We start from the raw sequence: 20,198 nt of genomic DNA, 5'->3' as shown, positions 1-20,198 counted from the left end.
CCGCCGATAAATGACTAATAAGTAATTATTCCGTCTTGAGGGCGTTCACGAACTCCCACTTGCCACCTTTAACAACATTTCCTGACATTGTAGTCAAGCTCGTGTCCCCGTTGGTGTCAAAACTCCAAGTGCCGAGTACCCCGTTAAAATCTTTAGTTGCCAAGACAGCTTCGCGGATAGCAGCGCGGTCATTTTTGCAAACTTTATTAATTGCTCCGATCGCAACTTTAGCAGCTTCATAGGCGTAAGCTGCATAAGCTTCCGGTTCAGCATTATATTTTGCCTTGTAACTTTCGTACCACTTCGCACCGGCACCAGTCAATTCTTGAGGAGGCAAGCCGCCAAAAGTCGCGTAAACTCCTTCGGCATCTTTGCCTGCCGCGTCAATTAAAGCTTGCTCTTTGATGCCGTCCGGGCCCATGAATTTAACTGCGTCAGGCGTCATACCGACATTTCTCATGTCTTTAATTATTTGCCCGGCATTGCTTTGAGTAGTGCCTCCAAAGTAAATCATGTCTGGATTTAAAGCTTTGATTTTATTCATTAACGCCTTATAGTCGCTAGCTTTAATATCAATTCCCTCTCTCCCGAGGACTTGAATTCCCAACTTTTTAGCAGTTGCTTCAAAAACGTCAGCGATGCCTTTGCCGTAGAGTTCTTGGTCGTCGAGAATGTAGACTTTTTGCACGCCTAAAGATTTCGCCCAGTTGCCAGCTACAGCACCTTGAAGGTCGTCAGCGGGGACAACGCGGGTGAAATTACGAGTGCCAGCGGGATAATAAACGTTGGGTTCTTTGGCTTCGCCTTTTCCTGGTTTAGTCAGTCCCGGATAAGTGTTGGCCGGACTGATCATGACGATGTTAGCTTGGTTGAGCACGGGAATGGAAAGCTTGGCGGCACCGGAGTTATAGTGACCGATGACGGCAACTACCGAACCGTCAGCCACGGCTTTGTTAGAGTTAGACGTTACTTGGGCCGGATCCCATTTGCCGGCGGCGGCGGTAGCGTCATCGAAAACTTCGTATTGGATTTTGATTTTGCCGTCGCAAGCTTTGGAGTTGGTTTCGGCAAGTGCTTGTTGGATGCCGTTGACCATTGTTTGAGCTTGACCCAAGGCGCTGCCAGTCATGGGGAGCATGGAGACAATTTTGACAGTATTTGGGTCTCCGGGGCTGCTGACTGCGACGGGAGTGGCTGCGGGACTGGTTTCGGGGCTGCCCCCGGGAGTTGTGGCGGTGGGTGCTGGAGGATTTTGACAGCTAGCGCAGAGAGAGGCTATTCCGGCGGCAAAAAGTAATTTCCGCAATCCTGCGGCGCCGATATTCTGTGTTGAGTTAGTTTTTGGGGGTGTGGCACTTTTGCCTCCTGACTTCTTGGAAAAGTTCATAGGTTGGTTGGTTTGTTGCTTGCGTCTTAGCATAATTTCACTGTTTTAAGTATGTAGTCAAGAGTTAGCACAAATTTTCAAATTTTACGCCAACTTTTAAAGATACACCGCTGCGATTAAAAGTTCGGGACTTGGGGTACATCTCCTGTCTCTGGTTCCCAGGCTCTGCCGGGGAATGCGTACCGGGAGGCTCTGCCTCCAGCAAACGAGGCTCTTTATCGAAAAATGGTTTGCAGGCAGAACCTGGGAAGCAGTTAAACAACTTAAAACCAGTTAAACTTGTGAAAAACTAAAAGGGAAAGGAAAATACTGATTTCCTTTCCCTTTCTCAACACCCCAGCGTCAAATCAGCTTGATTGCGAAATTAAAGACGAATCCTTTTTTTCTTTTGAGCGATCGACTGAAAAATCTTCATGGTACGATCGCTCAGTATTCACATCCCACAAATCGTGCTTTTCGCCGAGAATATTTCTCACAGCCAGCATCCCCGTCAGCATGGAATGGTCTTGGTTGTTGTATCGGTGCATACCGTTTCGCCCGATCGTCTGCAAATTTTCCATTCCCTTAAAAAAACCTTCAAGTACCTGCAAGTGTCCTCGATATTCGGCATCGTACACTGGATAAGCTTTAAGTTGCCGTATGACTACTCCATCTTCCACATCAGCAGTTGTTGCTAAACCCAAACCAACTAACTCGCGAGTGGCTAATTCGACAAGTTCCGCGTCCGACATTTCCCAAATGTCGTCGCCTACGCTACAGAAATATTCCATTCCCAAACAACTTTTGCTGGTGTCTGGAACTAAAGCGGCGCTCCAATTCTTAAAGTTTTGAATTCGTCCCACTTTAACTTCGGGGGAGTGAATGTAAATCCAGTTGTCAGGAAACAAATCCTTGCGATTGACAATCAGCGATACAATCAAAAAATCTCGATATTTGAGCGAACGTGCGGCGTGCAATACCTCTTCGGGCGGCTGCGGTTTCATTCTTGCTACCAGCGCTGATATCGGCATACTCGTAATGAAATTATCAGCAGAATATTGAACTAATTCTCCGTTTTGCTCCGCAGTAATACTTTTAATTCTATTACCTTCACGCTCCAAGCTAATGACTTTAGTATCGAGATAAACTTTGCCGTCTTTCTTCTCCACAGCTTCCGCGAACTTTTCCCACATCATCCCCGGCCCCAAAGCCGGATAATCAAACTCTTTGATTAATGTTTTAGTGTCGTTGCTACCAAACAAAGCATTAATAATTGCAGTCGTTAGCGACAATCCTTTAATCCGCTGCGCCGCCCAATCTGCTTGAATTTCCGAACAGGGAATGCCCCAAACTTTTTCAGTGTAAGTCTTAAAAAATGTTTTGTACAAGCGTTCGCCAAAACGATTGATCACCCACTGTTCAAAAGTTTTTTCTTCCGTAAGTGGCCAAATTCTAACTTTCAGATAGCTCAAAATAATCAGCGTACTCTCAATTATGCCCAAATTAAAGAGAGTATTGAAGGCACTGATCGGATAGTTAAAAAATTTACCTCGATAAAAAATTCGCGACAATCGTGGCACTTTAATAAACTCATTTCCCAGTACCTCTTGCCACAACTGCTGCACGGCTTCAACTTTAGTATAAAAGCGGTGGCCGCCAATGTCGAAACGATAGCCTTTGTAGGTTTCGGTGCGAGCTATTCCCCCAACTTTATCACCTTTTTCTAATACAACAGGGATGATGCCTTGCTTGACTAGCTCGTAAGCTGCCGTCAAACCCGCAGGGCCTGCACCGACGATCGCAACAGGATAATGTTTCACTCAGCCTACCTCCAGCTTTTTTATCCAAACTATACAGTTATTTATAACTTGTCAAAGGGATAGATGCACCCGTGAATACCCTGAGAAACGATCAAGCGACATGAGGTTTAAGCACAATTTGCCTTGATTTATTGAGCGGATACCGGCAAGCTAACTTTGCCAGTCACAGGCTTTTTTTGGTATAAGTAGCGACCAGTGCCGATCGCGAATGCCAGTCCGCTGTAAAAGTAGAAAAGCCAGTGCCACGGAATAGTTTTCAGGGCAAATAGGATACCGTGTTTACGGTAAAAAAATCGGTAAAGTGGTGCATTAATTGCTACCAGGGGTATTGCCAGCAAACCAGCCACTAGCAGAAAGCTCAGCGACCAGCACGTCCCCAAAATTGCCAGCAGGACTGCATAAGTTAAAATCACGCTGATGCGGTTTGAAACTTGCAAGTTGAGGTCGTTATTCAATTTGCGATCGCGCCAAATCAGTTCTGTCCAAGGCAGCGCTCGGTAGAAAAAGTCAGCTTTCACCATCCCCATAGGTTTCCACCGCTTTAAATGCTTCACCTGCAAGGTTTTACACAGCCGAATGTTATAACCTGCTTGTTTCAAACGGTAGCCGAACTCAATATCTTCGATCGAAGCTTGGCGGTAACTCTCATTAAAGCCACCCATTTGCAAAAAAATTTCCCGGCGAATCACTCCGCAAGCGCCCCAAAAAGTCGAAGCTTCTTCGTTACCTGTTTGGTGCACGTAGTGGTGCAGCAAGTTCCTGTACTGCGATAGAAAATCAGGATCTCCAGGATCATCGTCGTAAGAGCCAATGAAAGCAGCTAAGTACGGATTATTTTTGAACATCGATATCGCATAGCCCACAGCTTCTGGACAAACAGCGACATCAGCATCCACAAAAAACAGAATATCTCCCTTTGCAGCTTGGGCACCCAAATTCCTTGCCCGCGCTGGCCCCCCGCATTCGGGAATCCTGATGACTTTGGCGCCGAATTCCTTGGCCAGACGCCAGGAACCGTCGCTTTCGCCATCTGCTACTACAATAATCTCGATCGGCTTGGGCACAGCTTGAGCCAGTTTTGACAAACAGGTGCGGAAGTAAGCGCCCCCGTTGTGGACTGGGATAATAACGGATACAGTGGGGTCGGCGGTAGAAATCATTACCTAAATTGTTTAAATTTCAGGGGCTAAAATTTGCTGGAATTTTATTGGTGCTACTTTACGAAGGGTAAAATTAGCTCTACTTTTTTATTTATAACTCGATTTCTGTTTGTCTTCAACTAGATTTTTTGCTGGTATTTTCGATTTGATTTTCCCCATTCTTACCTCTATTTTACGCCATATCTTGCTGAGACTGACCTGATGTAGACAACAGCTTTACAAAATCTTTAAATATATCATTGTTTGTGTAAACCTGGGAAAAAGCCCCAGCAGCATTTTGGTGCGGCTGTGTTGCAATGCACAAGACTTTGATTTTATAAGTAGGCGCACCGTATAAAATAAAACATTATTTATACGTAGACCAGGGAACTGTCAGGACTTGCGCGGTACAATTTTTTTTACAGACCTCATCCGCGAGTGACTCCTGCACCAAGTCTCGATAGGGAGTGCGGACTCAATGCACATTTTATGAATTTTGGCAATATATTTTAAATATACCTGTTAAAATTTCCGACTCTGTACGATCGAGCTTTAGTAATTTGCTAACATACCCTTAGCTATGTCCCTTGGAGCCAAAAGTTTTACCTAAACCATTTTTTATATTACATGAACACCCCCCAAACCACTTTAAATCAGCCATTAGTTTCAGTCATCATACCAGCTTTCAACGCTGAAAATTTTATTGCTAAAACCTGAGAGTCTTTCTTATCTCAAACTTATCAAAACATAGAAGTTTTAGGAGTAGACGACGGCTCTACAGATACAACACCCGAAATCGTCCAATCTTTTGCTCAAAAAAATAGCCGAATTCTCTTATTGCAGCAGTCAAATGCAGGCGTCGCCACCGCTCGTAACCTAGCAATTGAAAAATCAAAAGGCGAATATATTGCTCCCCTTGATGCCGACGATATTTGGTATCCGCAAAACCTAGAAAAACAAGTCGAATGCTTAATTAAATCAGACCAATCTGTAGGAGTTGTCTATTCATGGTCACTTGATATAGACGAAAAAGACCTATTAACCGGTGAATTTTACAACTCCACCATCGAATGAGAAGTATACAAAGCTTTAGTTTATAAATATTTTATGGGTAATGCGAGTTCATCTCTGATCTGCCGCATTTGTTTCGAGAGAGTCGGCGGTTACAATTGCCAATTGAAAGCCGAAAACGCCCAACGCTGCGAAGACTGGGAACTTTTTCTCCGCATTGCTGAGCATTATAAATTTAAAGTAGTGCCAGAATTTTTAGTGGGCTACCGACAGATTTCCAGCAGTATGTCTTGCAACTATGCAGCAATGGCAAAATCTCACTCTCTAATTATGGCAGGTGTCCGGGAGCGGCATCCTGAAATTCCTACCAATATTTATCGCTGGTCTAACAACAGTTTTTATATATACAATTTAGCCGTTAAAAGCCACCGTAACGGCAACCACCGCAGTACATTATTTTGGCTATATCGAGCTTTTCGAGAAGATTCATTCATGACTTTTTTACGCCATAATTTGTACATTTTGTCAATAGAAAGTATATTAAAAATTTTAGTTTCATCTGTTACTCAATCTCGGTCAGACTTAAAATCAACATCAACTGAGACTGAAGGTACAACAATTTCCACCATCAAGAGGCAAACCATGATTCATAAAATGCTCCCGTCCCAGGTTTATGAAAGAATGCGATTGAATAATTTTGTCAACCGATAACGCGAATAAACCCAAGAACAAAAACCAGATTTCTTAAATAAACCTGGTTTTTGAGGCAAGCTATGGAAGAGAGTTAAATCAACAGAAATAAATTTTTGCTTCTTCCTTCTACTTATATATCTCTAAGCGTGAGAAGCTGTAGCAGTTTGAGCTTTTGGCTGCTGGCCGTCTGGCGCTAGGGATTCTCCTTCAATAAACGATCGCAACATCCAAGCCATTTGTTCGTGCTGTTCCATCAAACCCGTCAAAAAGTCTGCGGTTCCGTCATCCTTAAACTCTTCACCGCACTGTTCGACGTGTTGGCGGAGATTGCGAATAATCAGTTCGTGGTCATCAACTAAACGTGATACCATTTCCGTAGCCAAAGGCAAATCGCCGATATGTTCTTTAATCGAGCCATACTTCAGAAAACCCTCAGCAGTACCAATTGGATAACCACCTAAAGTTCTCACCCGTTCGGCCATAGCATCGATATTTAGTGTTAACGCCTGATAGTGTTCTTCCCACAACTGGTGGAGCGATCTAAACTGTGGGCCCACTACATCCCAGTGATACTTTTTGGTTTTGATTAACAGCAGATAAGCATCTGCCAGGTCGTGATTCAATAGTTCGATAACGCCTGCACGCTGCTCGTCAGATAGACCTATGTTTAACTTACGCATTGAAAATTCTTCCTTCAACTCTAACTTTACATTTATTAGAACAAATTACGCCCCAGACTTACATCAACCCAGAGGACGATCGCAGACGATCGAACTTTAGTAAAATATCTGCTTTTCAGGTTAAAGTAATTGCAATATAGATACCCTTAGATAGATGCCATGAAACTTATTGTTCTGGAGTGCCTTTGTTTGGAAAACACAAGGAGGGGGCGGCAGGTGAGCCCCCAGTCAATCCCGCTAGAGAAAAAGGCGGCACTCTGATTGCTAGTAAAAATCAAGGAATTTATGTCCCAGTTAACCAACATCCCACACACTTAATTGTGTAGGCTGCTTTAAATGACGGCATAGGGGACTTGGAATTAAATATAACCCCAGTTATCCTAGAAGGCTAGGAAACAGATTTTCTGACATGAGCGGTGCTGACCTCTGTGATTGCTAGAAATGATATTGAGTCAAACCGTTAGATAGACGTTCCAGGATGCTGCCAAGAAACAGACGGGCGATCGCCGTCTAAACTTTATGGCAAAAGTGGCGGAAGACCCAGATCAAATACAGCCATGACACCCTTTGTCCCATCTAGTAGACCACCAGGAGAAGCTGTGTGTTCGCTTCACCTTCGGGAATCCTTGCTGCTGTGACCACCACAGCACTAAGCCGAAGGTATCAACGGCAGTGTAGCGTTTTCGGCCCGCATGAAGGCTTTGTCAAACCCGACACTCTGATGAACCATCGTTATGGCAACTGTTTAAACCAGGTTTTTGACGGATGGCACCTCCAGGACAGATAAAAAAAGCAGTCCCCTGTGTTTGCGCCAAGGAGGAGATCGAGGGCATTGCAGTTTGTCCTATCTGGGGAATACGGGGTAAAGTAGCGGTAGGAAATATTTATCCATACTTTTACTAACTGTGCTAATTTCATTGTTAGCTGTAAACCATCATGCGGGAAATCTGCCAGAGCGTGGAAACCATATTTCAACTGCTGTTAGACGAACTTAAAAAGTCCACTCGCGCGTCTGAGCAGAACTGCCAAGATGTAGCAGGGCGACTCGCAGCAGAAGTCAACAGGATATGCACTGAAAGCCAGCGGATTCAAGCCTCCGGAGATATAGAAGGTGCAGCCCAGAGCCTGGCTCAGCACCGCTTGCAACAATGCCTCCACTATTACAATTTAGGCTCCGGGCCCGGGCGAGTAGAATTGCACAGTACCCTCAGCGCGATCGTCTATCGCTACATCACTCCTCCGCAGGTGCAGTCTAGCTATCAGGCGCGAGTAGAACTGATTAAAGATTTTTTGCAAGGATTTTATCTCGAAGCTTTAAAGGCATTCCGGCGCGAAACCCAACTACCACCCACCTACAGTCCCCGCACTCGCTTAGAACTAGCAGAGTATATGGCTTTTGTAGAGCGCTTTGGCAAGCGGCGCATTCCTTTACCTCGCAACCGCAGCCAGCAACTAATTATTTTACGGGCCCAAACCTTTTCCCAGCAGCAGCCCAAAGAAACCTCCGTAGATATGGAACAAGCCGCCGACGGAGGGGCTTCAGATTCCGACCAAACTTGGAACGACACCTCGGTGCACTCCGTGCGGGAAGCGATGGCGGGACAGGGTTCCGCGGCAATTCGTCCCCTCGGCGACGAGTCAGAATCTCTGCGGCAAACTGTGATTGACGAATTAGTGGCTTACTTGAAAGAGCGCAACCAAGAAGACTGCGCCGATTACTTCGTGCTGCGCTTGCAAGACTTGCCAACTAATGAAATAGAGTCGCTTCTGGGCATAACTCCCCGCCAAAGAGACTATTTGCAGCAGCGCTTCAAGTACCATTTGCTCAGGTTCGCCATGTCGCACCGCTGGGAACTCGTTCACCAGTGGCTGGAAGCAGACTTAGACCGCAATTTGGGTTTGCTGCCTTCTCAGTGGCAGGCGTTTGGCGAGCAAATTGGTCCAGAGGGACAGCGTTTGCTAAAGTTGAAACAACAAGGTCTGTCAGAGTCAGCGATCGCGCAAACCCTCGGCAGCACGGTAGCCCAGGTACAGAAACGGTGGTTTAAATTGCTGGAACTTGCCTGGGAATTGCGAAATCGTTCAGATTCCGGAGAAGGGGCATCTAGTGATGAATAACGAAACGAACAGGGATGCAGAGGCTTTCGATCGCCATTTTTTAAACTGGATATTGCAGGCGCCGATCGCGAATACCTCTAACGAAGATGAGGAGAACCTCAATCCATCCCCTCGCTCACAAGAGTGGGGCGACACAGAAGAGAATTCCGGGGTGGAATACTGGGAATGGGACGAACCAGACCCGCTGGACTATCAAGTGGGGGCGCACAGCAATGCACCCGCACAACCGCAGACTATTGGAGAAATACCGACCGTGCAAGACCGTTTTCAGACCTTGTTAAAACAAAGGCTTAAAGCCGAAATTGAATCCAACCCGCCGCTGTTCCCCTGGGAAACAGAATTCAAAAGCTACGACCACGATTACCCAGACGATGTAGCCCCGCAATGGGTTCCCCCCCTACACCTCTGGACTCCCCAACTACAAAATATCAGGTGGGGCCGCCTGCCAATTCCGATCGCCCAAGGGGTTTTTGCTCAACTGCTAGAACCTTGTCAGGAATTGGTAATGTCGTCGCTGCGGGAAGGCTCGAAGTTAGTTCGCGCTGTAGATGGCTTGTTTCCAGGCCAGTCTCAGGAACTTAACAAATTAGCTGGTTTCGTACTCATGGGTGCTGCCAGAGGAATTACAGGTTTAGAAGTAGAAGATTTACCGAATTACGAAGCGGCAACTACCGATCAACAAATGCTCATGTCGCTGTTGGCCGCCCGACAAATCATTGAGTCTCTAACTTTGGATTGTCCTGTGAATCAGCCACCGGTTTCGCGGGAGTGGCTGACTGGTTTGGGCTCACTGACTATCGAAGCTCAATACCTGTCGAACCGCAACAGAGAACAACCAATGCCGTGTTTAAGAGTTGAGTGCCAATTTCCGGGGGCAGGAAGTTTGGATCTCAAGGGAGGAGATGCTGAAGCAACTGCACATCGTCCGAATTCCGGGCATTTAAGCGTGGAGTTGTTTGACCCACAACCTGACCAGACTTATGCCCTAGAAGTTCGATTCCAAAACTTCGAGACTAGACCTCTGATGTTTGCTATTCGTCCTATTTTGGCAGAACAAGATAGCAACTAAAAAGGTCTAATTAGAGTAAATAATTTAGGTTTTTACTCTGTGGTTTGACCTCACACACAAACACATTCAATCCCCCGACTTCTGTCGTGGAAAGCCAAAAATTTTAGATATTAGTTAAAGCCCTCCCAGATTCAATGCGAGAGTCAATCTAAAATCTAAAATCTAAAATCTAAAATCTACTGCTCGTTGAATTGGATGGGTGCACATGACAACTGATAACCTGCGAAATATACCTGTTTTGGGTAAGCTGTGGGAGCAGATTGAGGCCATGCCTCCGCCGGTGATTGAGGATTCTTTACTGCTGCGAATCCTAGTTCAGTTGTTGGTAATTGTGGGAATTGTAGCTACTGACGTTGCTGCTGAAGAAGCCCTGAACCTGTGGGCTGTGCCTGTTAGTATTGTGGGAGCAACTTGGAGTTGGTATCGCCGCCGCGATCGCAATGTAGCTGCTAAGTTCTGCATAGCTATTGGAATGCTGGTGGCCCTGTTCGCTTTTTTTAACCGCTTGGTGGGAGAATTGAACGATACGCGGTTAGTTTTGGCGCAACTGTTAATCCAACTTCAAGTGCTGCACAGTTTCGATTTGCCTCGCCGCAAGGATTTAGGCTACTCGATGGTAATCGGGCTAATTTTGTTAGGGGTAGCAGCGACTCTCAGCCAAACCTTGACTTTTGGGCCCCTGTTGTTGTTGTTTTTGGCTTTAGCGCTGCCGACTTTGGTGTTGGATTATCGATCGCGCTTGGGATTTTTGAAGCCAGAAGCCATGGGCGAAAAAGCACAAGGTAAAGGGAAAAATGAAAGCCTGTCGCTATTTGCTGCTACTTTATCCCCAAAGTATTTTGCTTTGCTGCTACTAATAACTGTCGGGTTGGGGCTGACTATTTTTGCGTTTTTGCCGCGCCTCCCTGGCTATCAGTTGCGGACTTTTCCGGTGAGTGCTCCTATTGAATATCAGGGGGAGTTTGACTCCCGCAGCATTTTGAATCCGGGGTATGTTAGAGGGGGAAACCAAAAAGGAACTGGCGGAGGAAGGGGGAGAAACCCAGACTCTGGTCCAGGAGAGGTGGACTCTACTTTTTATTACGGTTTCAACCAGCGCATCAATCAAAATTTGCGGGGGGAAATGAAACCTCAAGTGGTGATGCGGGTGCGATCGCAAGCGGCGGGTTTTTGGCGGGTGTTAGGCTTCGACAAATACACCGGTCAGGGTTGGGAAATTTCTCGCAACGAACAAGCTCAAAAGCTTAGTAGACCTCGATGGTCTTATCAATTTTATCTGAATCCGTTTCCCAATGCGCCTCGGACTCAAGAGGTGATTCAAAGTTATACTATTGTGGCTCAGTTGCCGAATTTGATTCCGGCTTTAAACAAGCCGAAAGAACTTTATTTTCCGACGACAGAGGTGGCGATTGATGCGGAGGGAGGTTTGCGATCGCCTCTGGAATTGGCCGAGGGTGTGACTTATACGGTGATTTCTAATGTGCCTTTTCGCGATCGAGCTTTGTTGGGGAAAACTGGTACTAATTACCCGAAAAATATTCGCAAGTTCTATTTGGATGTGCCGCCGAAAATTGCTGAAAAGGTGCGGGCAAAAACTGAAGAAATATTGCTGGCAAGGACTAGAGTAGCTAAATCAGATAGATCGATCGACTCTCCCTACGAAAAAGCTTTGTATTTGGCTCAATATTTGAAGCAAAACCCGAATTATAAAATTGAAAAAGCTTTGCCTTACTTAGAGGAAAGTGAAGATTTAGTCGAGGGTTTTCTGTTTGGCTACAAAAACACCCAGGGCGGCAAAAAGGTGACTGGCGGATATCCAGACCACTTTTCGACTGTACTGACAATTATGCTGAGGTCGATCGGGATTCCGGCGCGACTGGCGGGGGGTTTCGATACGGGGGAATTTAACCCGTTTACGGGTTTGTATGTTGTGAAAAATACCGACGCTTTCTTGATGACGGAGGTATATTTTCCCAATCACGGCTGGTTTGGTTTTAATCCAATTCCCGGTTATCCGCTGATTCCGGCTTCGGTGGAAGACAACCAGACTTTTAGTGCGCTGGAATCGTTTTGGAAGTGGATCGCGGGTTGGCTACCGACTCCTCTCAGAAGCGGGCTCGATTCAGTCATAGGTTTTGTAATTGGCTGGATCAGTTTGATTGTGGGCTGGTTTCTGGGACAGTTTGCTAAGGGTTGGGTAGGGTTGTTTACAGGCTTGATTGCTGCGATCGGCTTTGGCTTTATTGGCTGGTTAATTTGGCAAGTGTGGCGCAAGTGGCGCCACCGCCGCTGGCTGGCGAAATTGCCGCCGGTGGAGGGGGTTTATCAGGAAATGTTGAAGGATTTGGCGAGTAGGGGATTTGCCAAGCAGAAAGCTCAAACGCCTTTGGAGTATGCTGAGGCAATGCGCGGTAATCATGCAACTGATGAAGCTGAGGTGATTGATGAAGTTTCGCTGGCTTACGTGCGGTGGAAGTATGGCGGCGAAGCGGGTAATTTGAACCAGTTGCGGCAGTTGGTGGAAAATTTGAGGCGATCGCACTTGAATAAACTCAAAAAGCGCTGGTTTTAAGCGATAAGGGTAGGAAAAATAGCGTCGGTTGCCTACCCTGTTGAGAAGTTCCACTAGCCATTATTTAATATTAATAAGTAACCCTCCTTATACTTGTAAATTTGCACCAGAAGGTACTCCATTATGAAACGTCCTACATTTGATTCCTCTCAACTCATCCGACGTGCTGAAGAGTTGGTGGCGGCATCTTCCAATCGCTACCGCATTACTGTTCAAGTTGCTAACCGTGCCAAGCGCCGTCGGTATGAGGATTTTGACAATATGGATGATCACCAGATGAAGCCAGTAATGCGAGCAATTTTCGAGATGTCAGATGAACTGACCAACCCAGAGATTATTGGTGAATTTATTGAACCTTCATTTGAAGGAATATCGCCAACACCCGCACCAACACCCGCACCAACACCCGCACCAACACCCGCACCAACACCCGCACCAACACCCGCACCAACACCTGCACCAACACCTGCACCATCGCCGACAAATACAACATCATCGCCACAACCTAGCGAACAAATTCTTCAAATAAATACTGAAGTCAATGCTAATCCTCAACTACGACAACTGAAGGAACAATCTAATTCAAATGCTTGGAATAGTCTAGTTAATTGGATTGGCGAATCTATTGGGGAAATTAATTTTGCTGCATCTGAATCGTCTGTTAAAAAGCTAAAGCACAGCTACCGAGACAAATCTCCCTATGAAATTGCTCATGTTCTTATTGTTCACAAATCCTTACAAGCGGCGGGAGTGGATTTAGTTAGAGGAATTCCGACAGCAGAAGCTGTTATCAGGGGGATAGCTAAGTACGATTTACCAGAAATCACCAAACTCTCGGCAGAAATGGTTTATCAGATTGCCGATATTTATGGATTTAATTTACAAGATCCCGAACGAAAAATAGAAGCTTTAACAGCCTTTGGTGCAGCTTTTTTGGGAGAAAGAGCTATTGAGGCAGGTATAGACTGGCTAGAGTATGGCATGATTCCGAGTAAAATAATAAGTGCTTCTGCTAAAGCGCTCATGATTTATGCAGTTGGAAATGCTGCTTGTAAGTTCTATGAAGCTAAACTTAATCAACATATTAATCCATTAACTTCGCCAACAGTTATAAATAAAATTAGGCAAGAAAGTCAACATTATTTAGATAACGCTACTTCGGAAGAAGGAATCGTCGATCTGATTTCCAGCGAAATCAATACGGCTTTGACCATAGACTATACTAGACTCAGTAGTTTACTAAAAGTGGGAGAATGGAAAAAAGCAGACCAAGAAACCTGTGACATCATAGTAAAGATAGCTAACCGTGGTTTTGAGCAAAATTTGAGAATCTTGCCCATTGAGGATTTACGCACTATCAATCAGCTTTGGTCACAGAATAGTAATGGACATTTTGGTTTTAAGGCGCAAAAACAAATTTATTGGGATGTGTCAAAAAAAGTAGGCGATTTTGGAGAAAAGATGGGCTGGCGAGGAAAAGCAGGTTTATTTGGTGGCGTTTTTGGTTGGAAATCCTATGATGATTTAAACTTTAACTTACAATATGCTCCTAAAGGGCATTTGCCAGCTTTTCCCTTAAATATATCTTGGTGGTACCACTCAGGTGAAGCAACGAGAGATTTTGCCCAATCAATTTTAGAGAGAAACGATTGGTAAAGAGTGATCAGTAAAGCTGCATATTTCAGGGAATAAGCCTCTACCAATATGCAGCTTTCTTGTCGGTGCTTCCTTCTCTACCCGTCATTATTCAAGCAATGTTTAACCTATGATAATTTCCGTCAAGCTTCAAGATTTAGGGCAACAAAACGAAACCACGATCGCTCTGACGAGGTGACAACCCCGTCAAAACATTGATAGAATCAAGGATATAGCCCTTAAACCCCTCTGAAAAAATGGCAGGTGGTAACGCAACCTTCAATTCAGGGATGCCGTTAACAAGGCAGCAAAAGTTGTGATCAACCAGGGGTGGGGTTTTTTGTTTGGGAATACAATCTGGTATGCGGATAAAAGGACTTGAACCTTCACTCCTTTCGGAACCAGAACCTAAATCTGGCGCGTCTGCCAATTTCGCCATATCCGCATTTTGACATTTAACTACTATAGCACACAACAGAGCGATCGGTCAATCGATTTTAGATTTTAGATTTTAGATTTTAGAATTGAAAAAAGCGACCCACTGATAAATCCGCAGGCTGATGACCAAATTGCTCGATCGCCCAACATCGAGAAACCCGGTCATTTTTGGACACCGGGTTCAATCATGAGTTATCGCCACAGCAATTTTCCGTATTTTTCACTTGTCACTTACTTTTGGCCGAGCGCTTTCCAGGTTGTTTCGTCCACCATGCCGTTAGCCGTCAAACCCTTAGACTGCTGAAAGTTCTTGACAGCCGAAGCAGTGCGAGCGCCAAAAATGCCGTCGATCCGGCCGGGATCGTAACCCTGTATTTCCAAACGCACCTGTAGCGTCTTCACCTTGGAACCGACAGCGCCTTTATTTAGAAGAGTTGGAGGATTGCCGGGAACAGCAGCATCGCTCAGAATTGGAGCATTGCTCTGCACAGATTCAGGAGCAGGCGCCGGATCTGCTGCTAAAGCTGTCCAAGTTTCTTTGTTTACAATGCCGTCGGCCTTCAAACCCTTAGACTGCTGAAAGGCACTCACAGCCGATGTAGTGCGAGATCCATAGGAACCGTCGATCGTCCCCACCTTGAAACTGTGCACCTGCAACCGCTGCTGTATGGCTGCAACTTCTGGACCGTCAGCTCCCGCCGAGATAGTTTTTTCCTTTTTCACTGGCGCCTGCTCGCCGGCGTAAAAAGGCTTGTTAAACATATCTTTTTGGGAATTTCCCTCGGGCGATGCTGACGCACCCGGATCGGCGGGAGCCGTAAAGTCTCTGCGGTACTGTTCCTGCACCAAGGGTTCGGAGTCGAAAGCAGCAGTGGCCTTTCGGGTTAAGCCGGGAGCGAGCAGAGCGATCAAGCTGAAAATCGTAACAGTAGTCACACGCATAAATTTCATCCTGTTAGTGAGGTTTGACAAGGTTTCGCTGTTTTCATGTTTCTAAATCTAATTGTATTACCCGGACTGCTTTCTGAAACATATAGCAAAAGGAAGAATGAACAAGGCCATTTCACTTGGCGATCGGGTAACAAGAAGTCCGAGAGAAGGGGTAATAGACCGCATTGGTTTGGGCCATTAAGAAAGTTCTAACCGTCTGGCGCGGTTGCTATATCTGCCCCGGTCTCTAGAACTTCGGCAATGGGGACACCAGCACTCAGAAGTTACGAGTTGGAAGTTACCTGTTAGAAGTAGGGGCCGGCTCGCACTATTCCTAATAAACCCGGTTGATTTTGAGATGTTCTGTTACTAAACCTTATATTCTCGTATAAACCACGTCTTTTAGCCTCAGTCTTATGGTACAAAACCTGCCGTCATTCACAAATCTTTACAGGCGGATTTTGTACAAAGTTGATATATGAAGGGCGAAGTTTTTTCCTTTAATCCCCCCGTAATATCAATTTCGGTAGTATCGGAATTATTAAACCCCTCTTGACGCAGAGGATACAGAGAAAGGGAAGAGAGACATGAATAATTCCGATACCAACGGATTTGATATAAAAAGCAAAACTCGGCAGTTATCGGTTCGCGTGTTCTGCCAATAAAGCCATCGCTTTCGGCTTGTAAATCAGATAAAACAGCGATTCTATGTAGCGGAGCATATCTTCGCGGTTTTCCTTGGACGAGTAGTTCCAGAAACCGTAAGTTCGGGCCAGCGTCAGCAGCTTGGTAGTGTGGATTTTCCAGGTATACGTGCTGTAAACTCGGTCAATTCCTCGCGTTAAAATTTCATACCAATAGTTGGGATTGTGTTCGCATTTCGATAAAAAATCGATAATTTTTTGGGCAGTCTCCTGGTGGTTAGTCGGGTTGATATAAAACCCATTTACGCCATCTTGAATGATTTCCAGCGGACCGCCAAACTGCGTCCCAAAAGTGGGAATACCGGTAATCATTGCTTCGAGAATGGTCAAGCCGAAAGCTTCCAATAAGGCTGGCTGAACAAATATACCTTGGCTGTCGGCGATTACCCGGTAGATTTCGCCAGACAGGCTTTTGGAAAGCCTCACTCCTAACCAGCGAATTTTACCGTGAAGGTTGTATTGGTCGATAATTGCGTAGAGCTTTTTAATTTCTTCTGCTTCTTCGTAATCTTCGGTTTCTTCGACCCGCAACTTGCCAGCTACTAGAATTAAGTTGCATTTTTCTTGTAATTCCTGGCTTTTGCCAAACAATTCTGCTAAGCCTGTCAGGTTTTTAATGCGATCGAGCCGGGCGATCGAAAATAAAGGGCGCTTTTGCGGGTCGTCGAGTTTGCCAAAGACTTGTTCGGGGTCTTCTAGAGTAAATAGTAATTCGTTGAGCCGATCGCGATCGCCTTGCACCCGGTCTTCGATCCGCGTGTAGGGAAAGTACACACTTTCGTTAACTCCCGGCGGCACGACGTTGAATTTAGGGCTGAACAGTTCAATCCCGTTCACAACGTGGTACAAATCCGGCATGGTAAAACACTTGTAAGATTCGTACTGACCGACACTATCGGGTTGACCGACAATCTCTTGATAGGTGCTAGTGACAATACAATTAGCTGCATTCATGGCAATTATATCTGCCGTAAATTGCAGCAAAAAATGGTACTTTTCCTCTGATTCTTGCCAGTAGAGATTGCTGAACCAATATTTAGATTTTTCCAGCGCATGGGCAATATTGCATTGAGTAGTTTTGAGTTTGCGAGATAGCAAAAACCCTACCAAGTTGCCGTCGGAATAGTTGCCGACAATTAAATCTGGCTTGCCCTGAAACTCAGCCAGCAATTCTTTTTCTGCATCGATCGCGTAAGTTTCCAAATAAGGCCAAATCTCGAATCTAGAAATCCAATTTTGAGTCAGTTTGGGATTGAACTCCCGGAAGGGAACCCGCAAAATCCAAGCATTTTCTGTGCCGTGAACTTTTTCCAAACGTTCGTTGCAGCGCGTACCGTCGCTGTTAGGAATTAACCGGGTGAGAATAATTACTTTAGGTTTGACTCCTAAACTATCGAGACCTGCCAGATGAATGTCTTCTTGTAGTTGTTTCTCTAAACTCTTGGCTTGATCAAGGACATAAACTACCTGACCTCCCGTATCCGGCCGTCCCAAAACTCCTTCTTGGCCGAACCAGCCGTGAGGAGAAACTAGGACGATTTTGAAAATCATCGGGATGCGAGAAATAAATGCTTCTAGGGTTTGCGGATCGGGGGCATCGATTAATTCGTCCAGAAGTCCTAGGGTTTCATACACTCGGGCTGCGGTATTTCCCCAACCAGCCTCCAAACCCATCATTTGCAGAACTAATCGAAATCTTTCGTAGGGTTCTTCTTCAGAAAGTTCGCTGACAAAGGTGAGAGCTTTTTTGACTTGTTCTGAAAGTTGTTCTTGGGATTTTATGCGATCGTTAATTAGTAATTGTACGCCGTTGCAGCGGTGAATGCCCAAGAAATTAAATAGAGTTTCCTGTGATTGTCTGGGGTGTTGAAACAGTTAGCTGGACAGGTATCGGTTGAGAAATTGCACTCCTTTGCCGATGTTTTTTGGGTCGCCGCGAATTGTGGGGGAATAATCGTAAAAAGGGCCGAAATCTAGTTCGAGAATGTCGCCTTCTTGCGGGTGAAAGTGGTTGACGAAGCGATCGCGCACGTCGAGCAATTATTGCACTGTCATCTGCTCAACAGTCAAGTCATCTGCAACTCGCACTATTTCGATACTAGCAATTTTTGGCTGCTGCAGAACGCAAAGACTGCCATCTTCGAGAATAATTTCCTGAACGTAGTAAATCAGTTTGCTTAAAAGAGAAGATTGATGGAACTCTTCGGGCTTTTCGTATTTGGTGCAGTAGGCGGCAAAAGCGTTAACTATATCGTTTCGTAGTAAATATTTGTTTCCCACAGCGCGTAAATCGCTGACAAACTGACGCAAGTCGGTTTTTTCGTCACTGGCCAACACAGCCTGAAAGAGTTCCGACATACATACTCCCTTATTTAAGACTTTTGATTTCCGCTGTGAAATTAGGCGATACTCAAACAGTATCGCCCTTTCTTTTAAGCGGCTACTTTTTGTGTAATTTTAAAGTCGGCAAAGTGAAGTTGCTTTCCCTCAAATGACATAAAACTCCCCGTATTTGTGGCGAATGTAACGGATAAAGGGATCGATAGTTAAAGGTGAACCTGTAACGCGATCGATCAATTCGACGGCGGTGTATTTGCGGCCGTGCTGGTAGATATTTTGTTTTAGCCAGTCGTGGAGTACGGTAAAGTTGCCCTGTTCTATTTCTACGGGAATTTCAGGATTGATTTTTACTGCTGTTTCGTAGAATTGGGCGCTCATCAAGTTGCCGAGGGTGTAACCTTGGAACATTCCGCCGATCGTACCAACATACCAGTGAACATCTTGCATGGCGCCTTCGCTGTCGGTGGTGGGGACAACTCCCAGGTCGTTTTGATAGCGTTCGTTCCAGGCTTCGGGGAGGTCTCGCACTGCTAATTTTCCCTCTAGCATTGCCAATTCTAGGTCGAAGCGGATGGCGACGTGGAGGTTGTAGGTTACTTCGTCGGCGTCGGTGCGGATGAGCGATCGCGAGACTTTGTTAATTGCCCGGTAAAATGCGTCAGTGGATACGTGTCCCAACTGTCGCAAAAATACGCCTTGGAGTTGTGGGTAGAAACATTCCCAAAAACCGCGGCTGCGCCCGACCAAATTTTCCCAAAGTCGCGACTGACTTTCGTGCAGGCCCGAGGAAATGCCGCCTGCAAGCAGCGTGCCCTCAAATTCCGGGGAATTTCCGAGTTCGTAGAGGGCGTGTCCGGCTTCGTGGATGCTGCTGAAGAGTGCTTGATCCAGGTGGTCTTCGTAGACGCGGGTGGTGATACGCACGTCGTCTATGGAGAAGTTGGTCATGAACGGGTGCAGGGTGGTGTCTTGGCGTCCCCGCTGGAAGTCGTACCCCATGCGTTCTACGACTTTGCGGGTGAATTCTAGTTGTTGCAATTCGGGGAAGTTTTGGTGCAAGCAGGAGTCGTCGGCGGGAGGTTGGGAGGTGATGGCTTCGACTATCGGCACTAATTCTTGACGCAGTTTGGCCAAAAGCGGGCGCAGCAGGGATACTTTCATGCCGTAGTCGCTACGATCGATCAAAGGATCGGCGATATGTTCGTATCCGGGGAAAAACTCGGCGTACTGCCTGCTTAATTCTAGGGTTTTTTCGAGATACGGCTCGACGGCTGCGAAATTGTTGGCTGCCCTAGCCGCAGCCCAAGCTTCGTAGCAGTCGGCTTGGTGGCGGCAGAGTGCTGACATGAAGGTTGCGGGGACTCTGGCGGCGTGATCGTAGTCTCTGCGGGCTATGCGGATCAGGCTGGCTGCGGTGGAGTCGTAGGGGAGGGTTTGTTCGTAGAAACGCAAGTCTTCTAGGAGTTCACCAATTTTGGGGTCGGTAAATTTTTCGTGGGATATTTGTTTGAGAGTCGCTAACTGGCGGCTTCTAGCACTTGCACCTTTGGCGGGCATATAGGTTGATTGATCCCAATGCAGCAGCGACGAGGCTGATTCGATGTCGTTAACTTCTCTGAGGTGGGCTGCCAGTTGAGCGAATTTTGCTTGAGTCTTGTCTAGGGTTTGCATGATGGGGGTTTA

At 46.0% G+C, this 20,198-nt stretch carries 13 protein-coding genes, 1 tRNA gene and 2 pseudogenes; 6 read left to right on the top strand and 10 right to left on the bottom strand.

Features of this window, described 5'->3' with window-relative positions:
* Positions 1-25: 25 nt before the first annotated feature.
* The 3 genes from QUA40_RS10290 to QUA40_RS10280 form a co-directional block, all read right to left on the bottom strand.
* Entirely contained in the window at positions 26-1,420 is a 1,395-nt protein-coding gene (locus QUA40_RS10290) for a branched-chain amino acid ABC transporter substrate-binding protein (RefSeq protein WP_333124846.1), read from the bottom strand.
* Positions 1,421-1,734: 314 nt separating this feature from the next.
* Positions 1,735-3,186, bottom strand: a complete 1,452-nt coding sequence (locus QUA40_RS10285; RefSeq protein ID WP_333124843.1) for an NAD(P)/FAD-dependent oxidoreductase — start codon at positions 3,184-3,186, stop codon at positions 1,735-1,737.
* 128 nt (positions 3,187-3,314) lie between these two features.
* Entirely contained in the window at positions 3,315-4,346 is a 1,032-nt protein-coding gene (locus QUA40_RS10280) for a glycosyltransferase family 2 protein (RefSeq protein WP_333124840.1), read from the bottom strand.
* Between the two features lie 726 nt (positions 4,347-5,072).
* On the opposite strand from QUA40_RS10280, the pseudogene QUA40_RS10275 reads away from it, so the two are divergent.
* Positions 5,073-6,047, top strand: a pseudogene (locus QUA40_RS10275) (glycosyltransferase family 2 protein).
* A 122-nt stretch (positions 6,048-6,169) separates the two neighbouring features.
* Here QUA40_RS10275 and QUA40_RS10270 read toward each other — a convergent pair.
* A complete protein-coding gene (locus tag QUA40_RS10270) occupies positions 6,170-6,709 on the bottom strand; it encodes a Dps family protein (protein ID WP_333124837.1) in 540 nt (179 codons plus the stop codon).
* A gap of 936 nt (positions 6,710-7,645) precedes the next feature.
* On the opposite strand from QUA40_RS10270, the gene hetZ reads away from it, so the two are divergent.
* From hetZ to QUA40_RS10245, 5 genes and pseudogenes are all read left to right on the top strand, one after another.
* Complete coding sequence (gene hetZ, locus QUA40_RS10265; RefSeq protein ID WP_333124835.1) at positions 7,646-8,827, top strand: heterocyst differentiation protein HetZ; 1,182 nt, start codon at positions 7,646-7,648, stop codon at positions 8,825-8,827.
* The gene (locus QUA40_RS10260) at positions 8,820-9,896 is read left to right on the top strand and encodes a hypothetical protein (protein WP_333124833.1); all 1,077 of its coding nucleotides are present in this window, start codon (positions 8,820-8,822) and stop codon (positions 9,894-9,896) included. The genes hetZ and QUA40_RS10260 overlap by 8 nt, the downstream gene beginning before the upstream one ends.
* Before the next feature lie 205 nt (positions 9,897-10,101).
* Positions 10,102-12,468: a transglutaminaseTgpA domain-containing protein gene (locus QUA40_RS10255; protein ID WP_333124831.1), complete on the top strand. Its 2,367-nt coding sequence runs from the start codon at positions 10,102-10,104 to the stop codon at positions 12,466-12,468.
* Positions 12,469-12,591: 123 nt separating this feature from the next.
* Positions 12,592-12,813 (top strand): annotated as a pseudogene (locus tag QUA40_RS10250) (DNA-directed RNA polymerase subunit omega); the annotation flags it as partial.
* A 498-nt stretch (positions 12,814-13,311) separates the two neighbouring features.
* On the top strand, positions 13,312-14,124 hold the full coding sequence (locus QUA40_RS10245; RefSeq protein WP_333124884.1) for a GUN4 domain-containing protein: 813 nt from the start codon (positions 13,312-13,314) through the stop codon (positions 14,122-14,124).
* Positions 14,125-14,466: 342 nt separating this feature from the next.
* Here the strand turns inward: QUA40_RS10245 and QUA40_RS10240 are convergent.
* The 6 genes from QUA40_RS10240 to QUA40_RS10225 all read right to left on the bottom strand — a co-directional run bounded on the left by QUA40_RS10240 (position 14,467) and on the right by QUA40_RS10225 (position 20,186).
* A tRNA-Leu gene (locus QUA40_RS10240) sits at positions 14,467-14,548 on the bottom strand.
* Between the two features lie 224 nt (positions 14,549-14,772).
* Entirely contained in the window at positions 14,773-15,483 is a 711-nt protein-coding gene (locus QUA40_RS10235; RefSeq protein WP_333124829.1) for a peptidoglycan-binding protein, read from the bottom strand.
* A 626-nt stretch (positions 15,484-16,109) separates the two neighbouring features.
* A complete protein-coding gene (locus QUA40_RS10230; RefSeq protein WP_445301143.1) occupies positions 16,110-18,050 on the bottom strand; it encodes a sucrose synthase in 1,941 nt (646 codons plus the stop codon).
* On the bottom strand, positions 18,051-18,215 hold the full coding sequence (locus QUA40_RS28995; protein WP_445301142.1) for a hypothetical protein: 165 nt from the start codon (positions 18,213-18,215) through the stop codon (positions 18,051-18,053).
* Positions 18,216-18,533 carry a hypothetical protein gene (locus QUA40_RS28990; protein WP_445301141.1) on the bottom strand — a complete coding sequence of 106 codons (318 nt, stop codon included), beginning with the start codon at positions 18,531-18,533 and terminating at the stop codon, positions 18,216-18,218.
* Positions 18,534-18,662: 129 nt separating this feature from the next.
* Positions 18,663-20,186: a carboxypeptidase M32 gene (locus QUA40_RS10225; RefSeq protein ID WP_333124826.1), complete on the bottom strand. Its 1,524-nt coding sequence runs from the start codon at positions 20,184-20,186 to the stop codon at positions 18,663-18,665.
* Positions 20,187-20,198: the final 12 nt, after the last annotated feature.

The sequence above is a fragment of the Microcoleus sp. Pol11C3 genome, from assembly GCF_036701485.1.
Taxonomy (GTDB): domain Bacteria; phylum Cyanobacteriota; class Cyanobacteriia; order Cyanobacteriales; family Microcoleaceae; genus Microcoleus.
The sequence above is the reverse complement of the archived record's forward strand: the minus strand, read 5'-3'. Positions and strand labels throughout refer to the sequence as shown.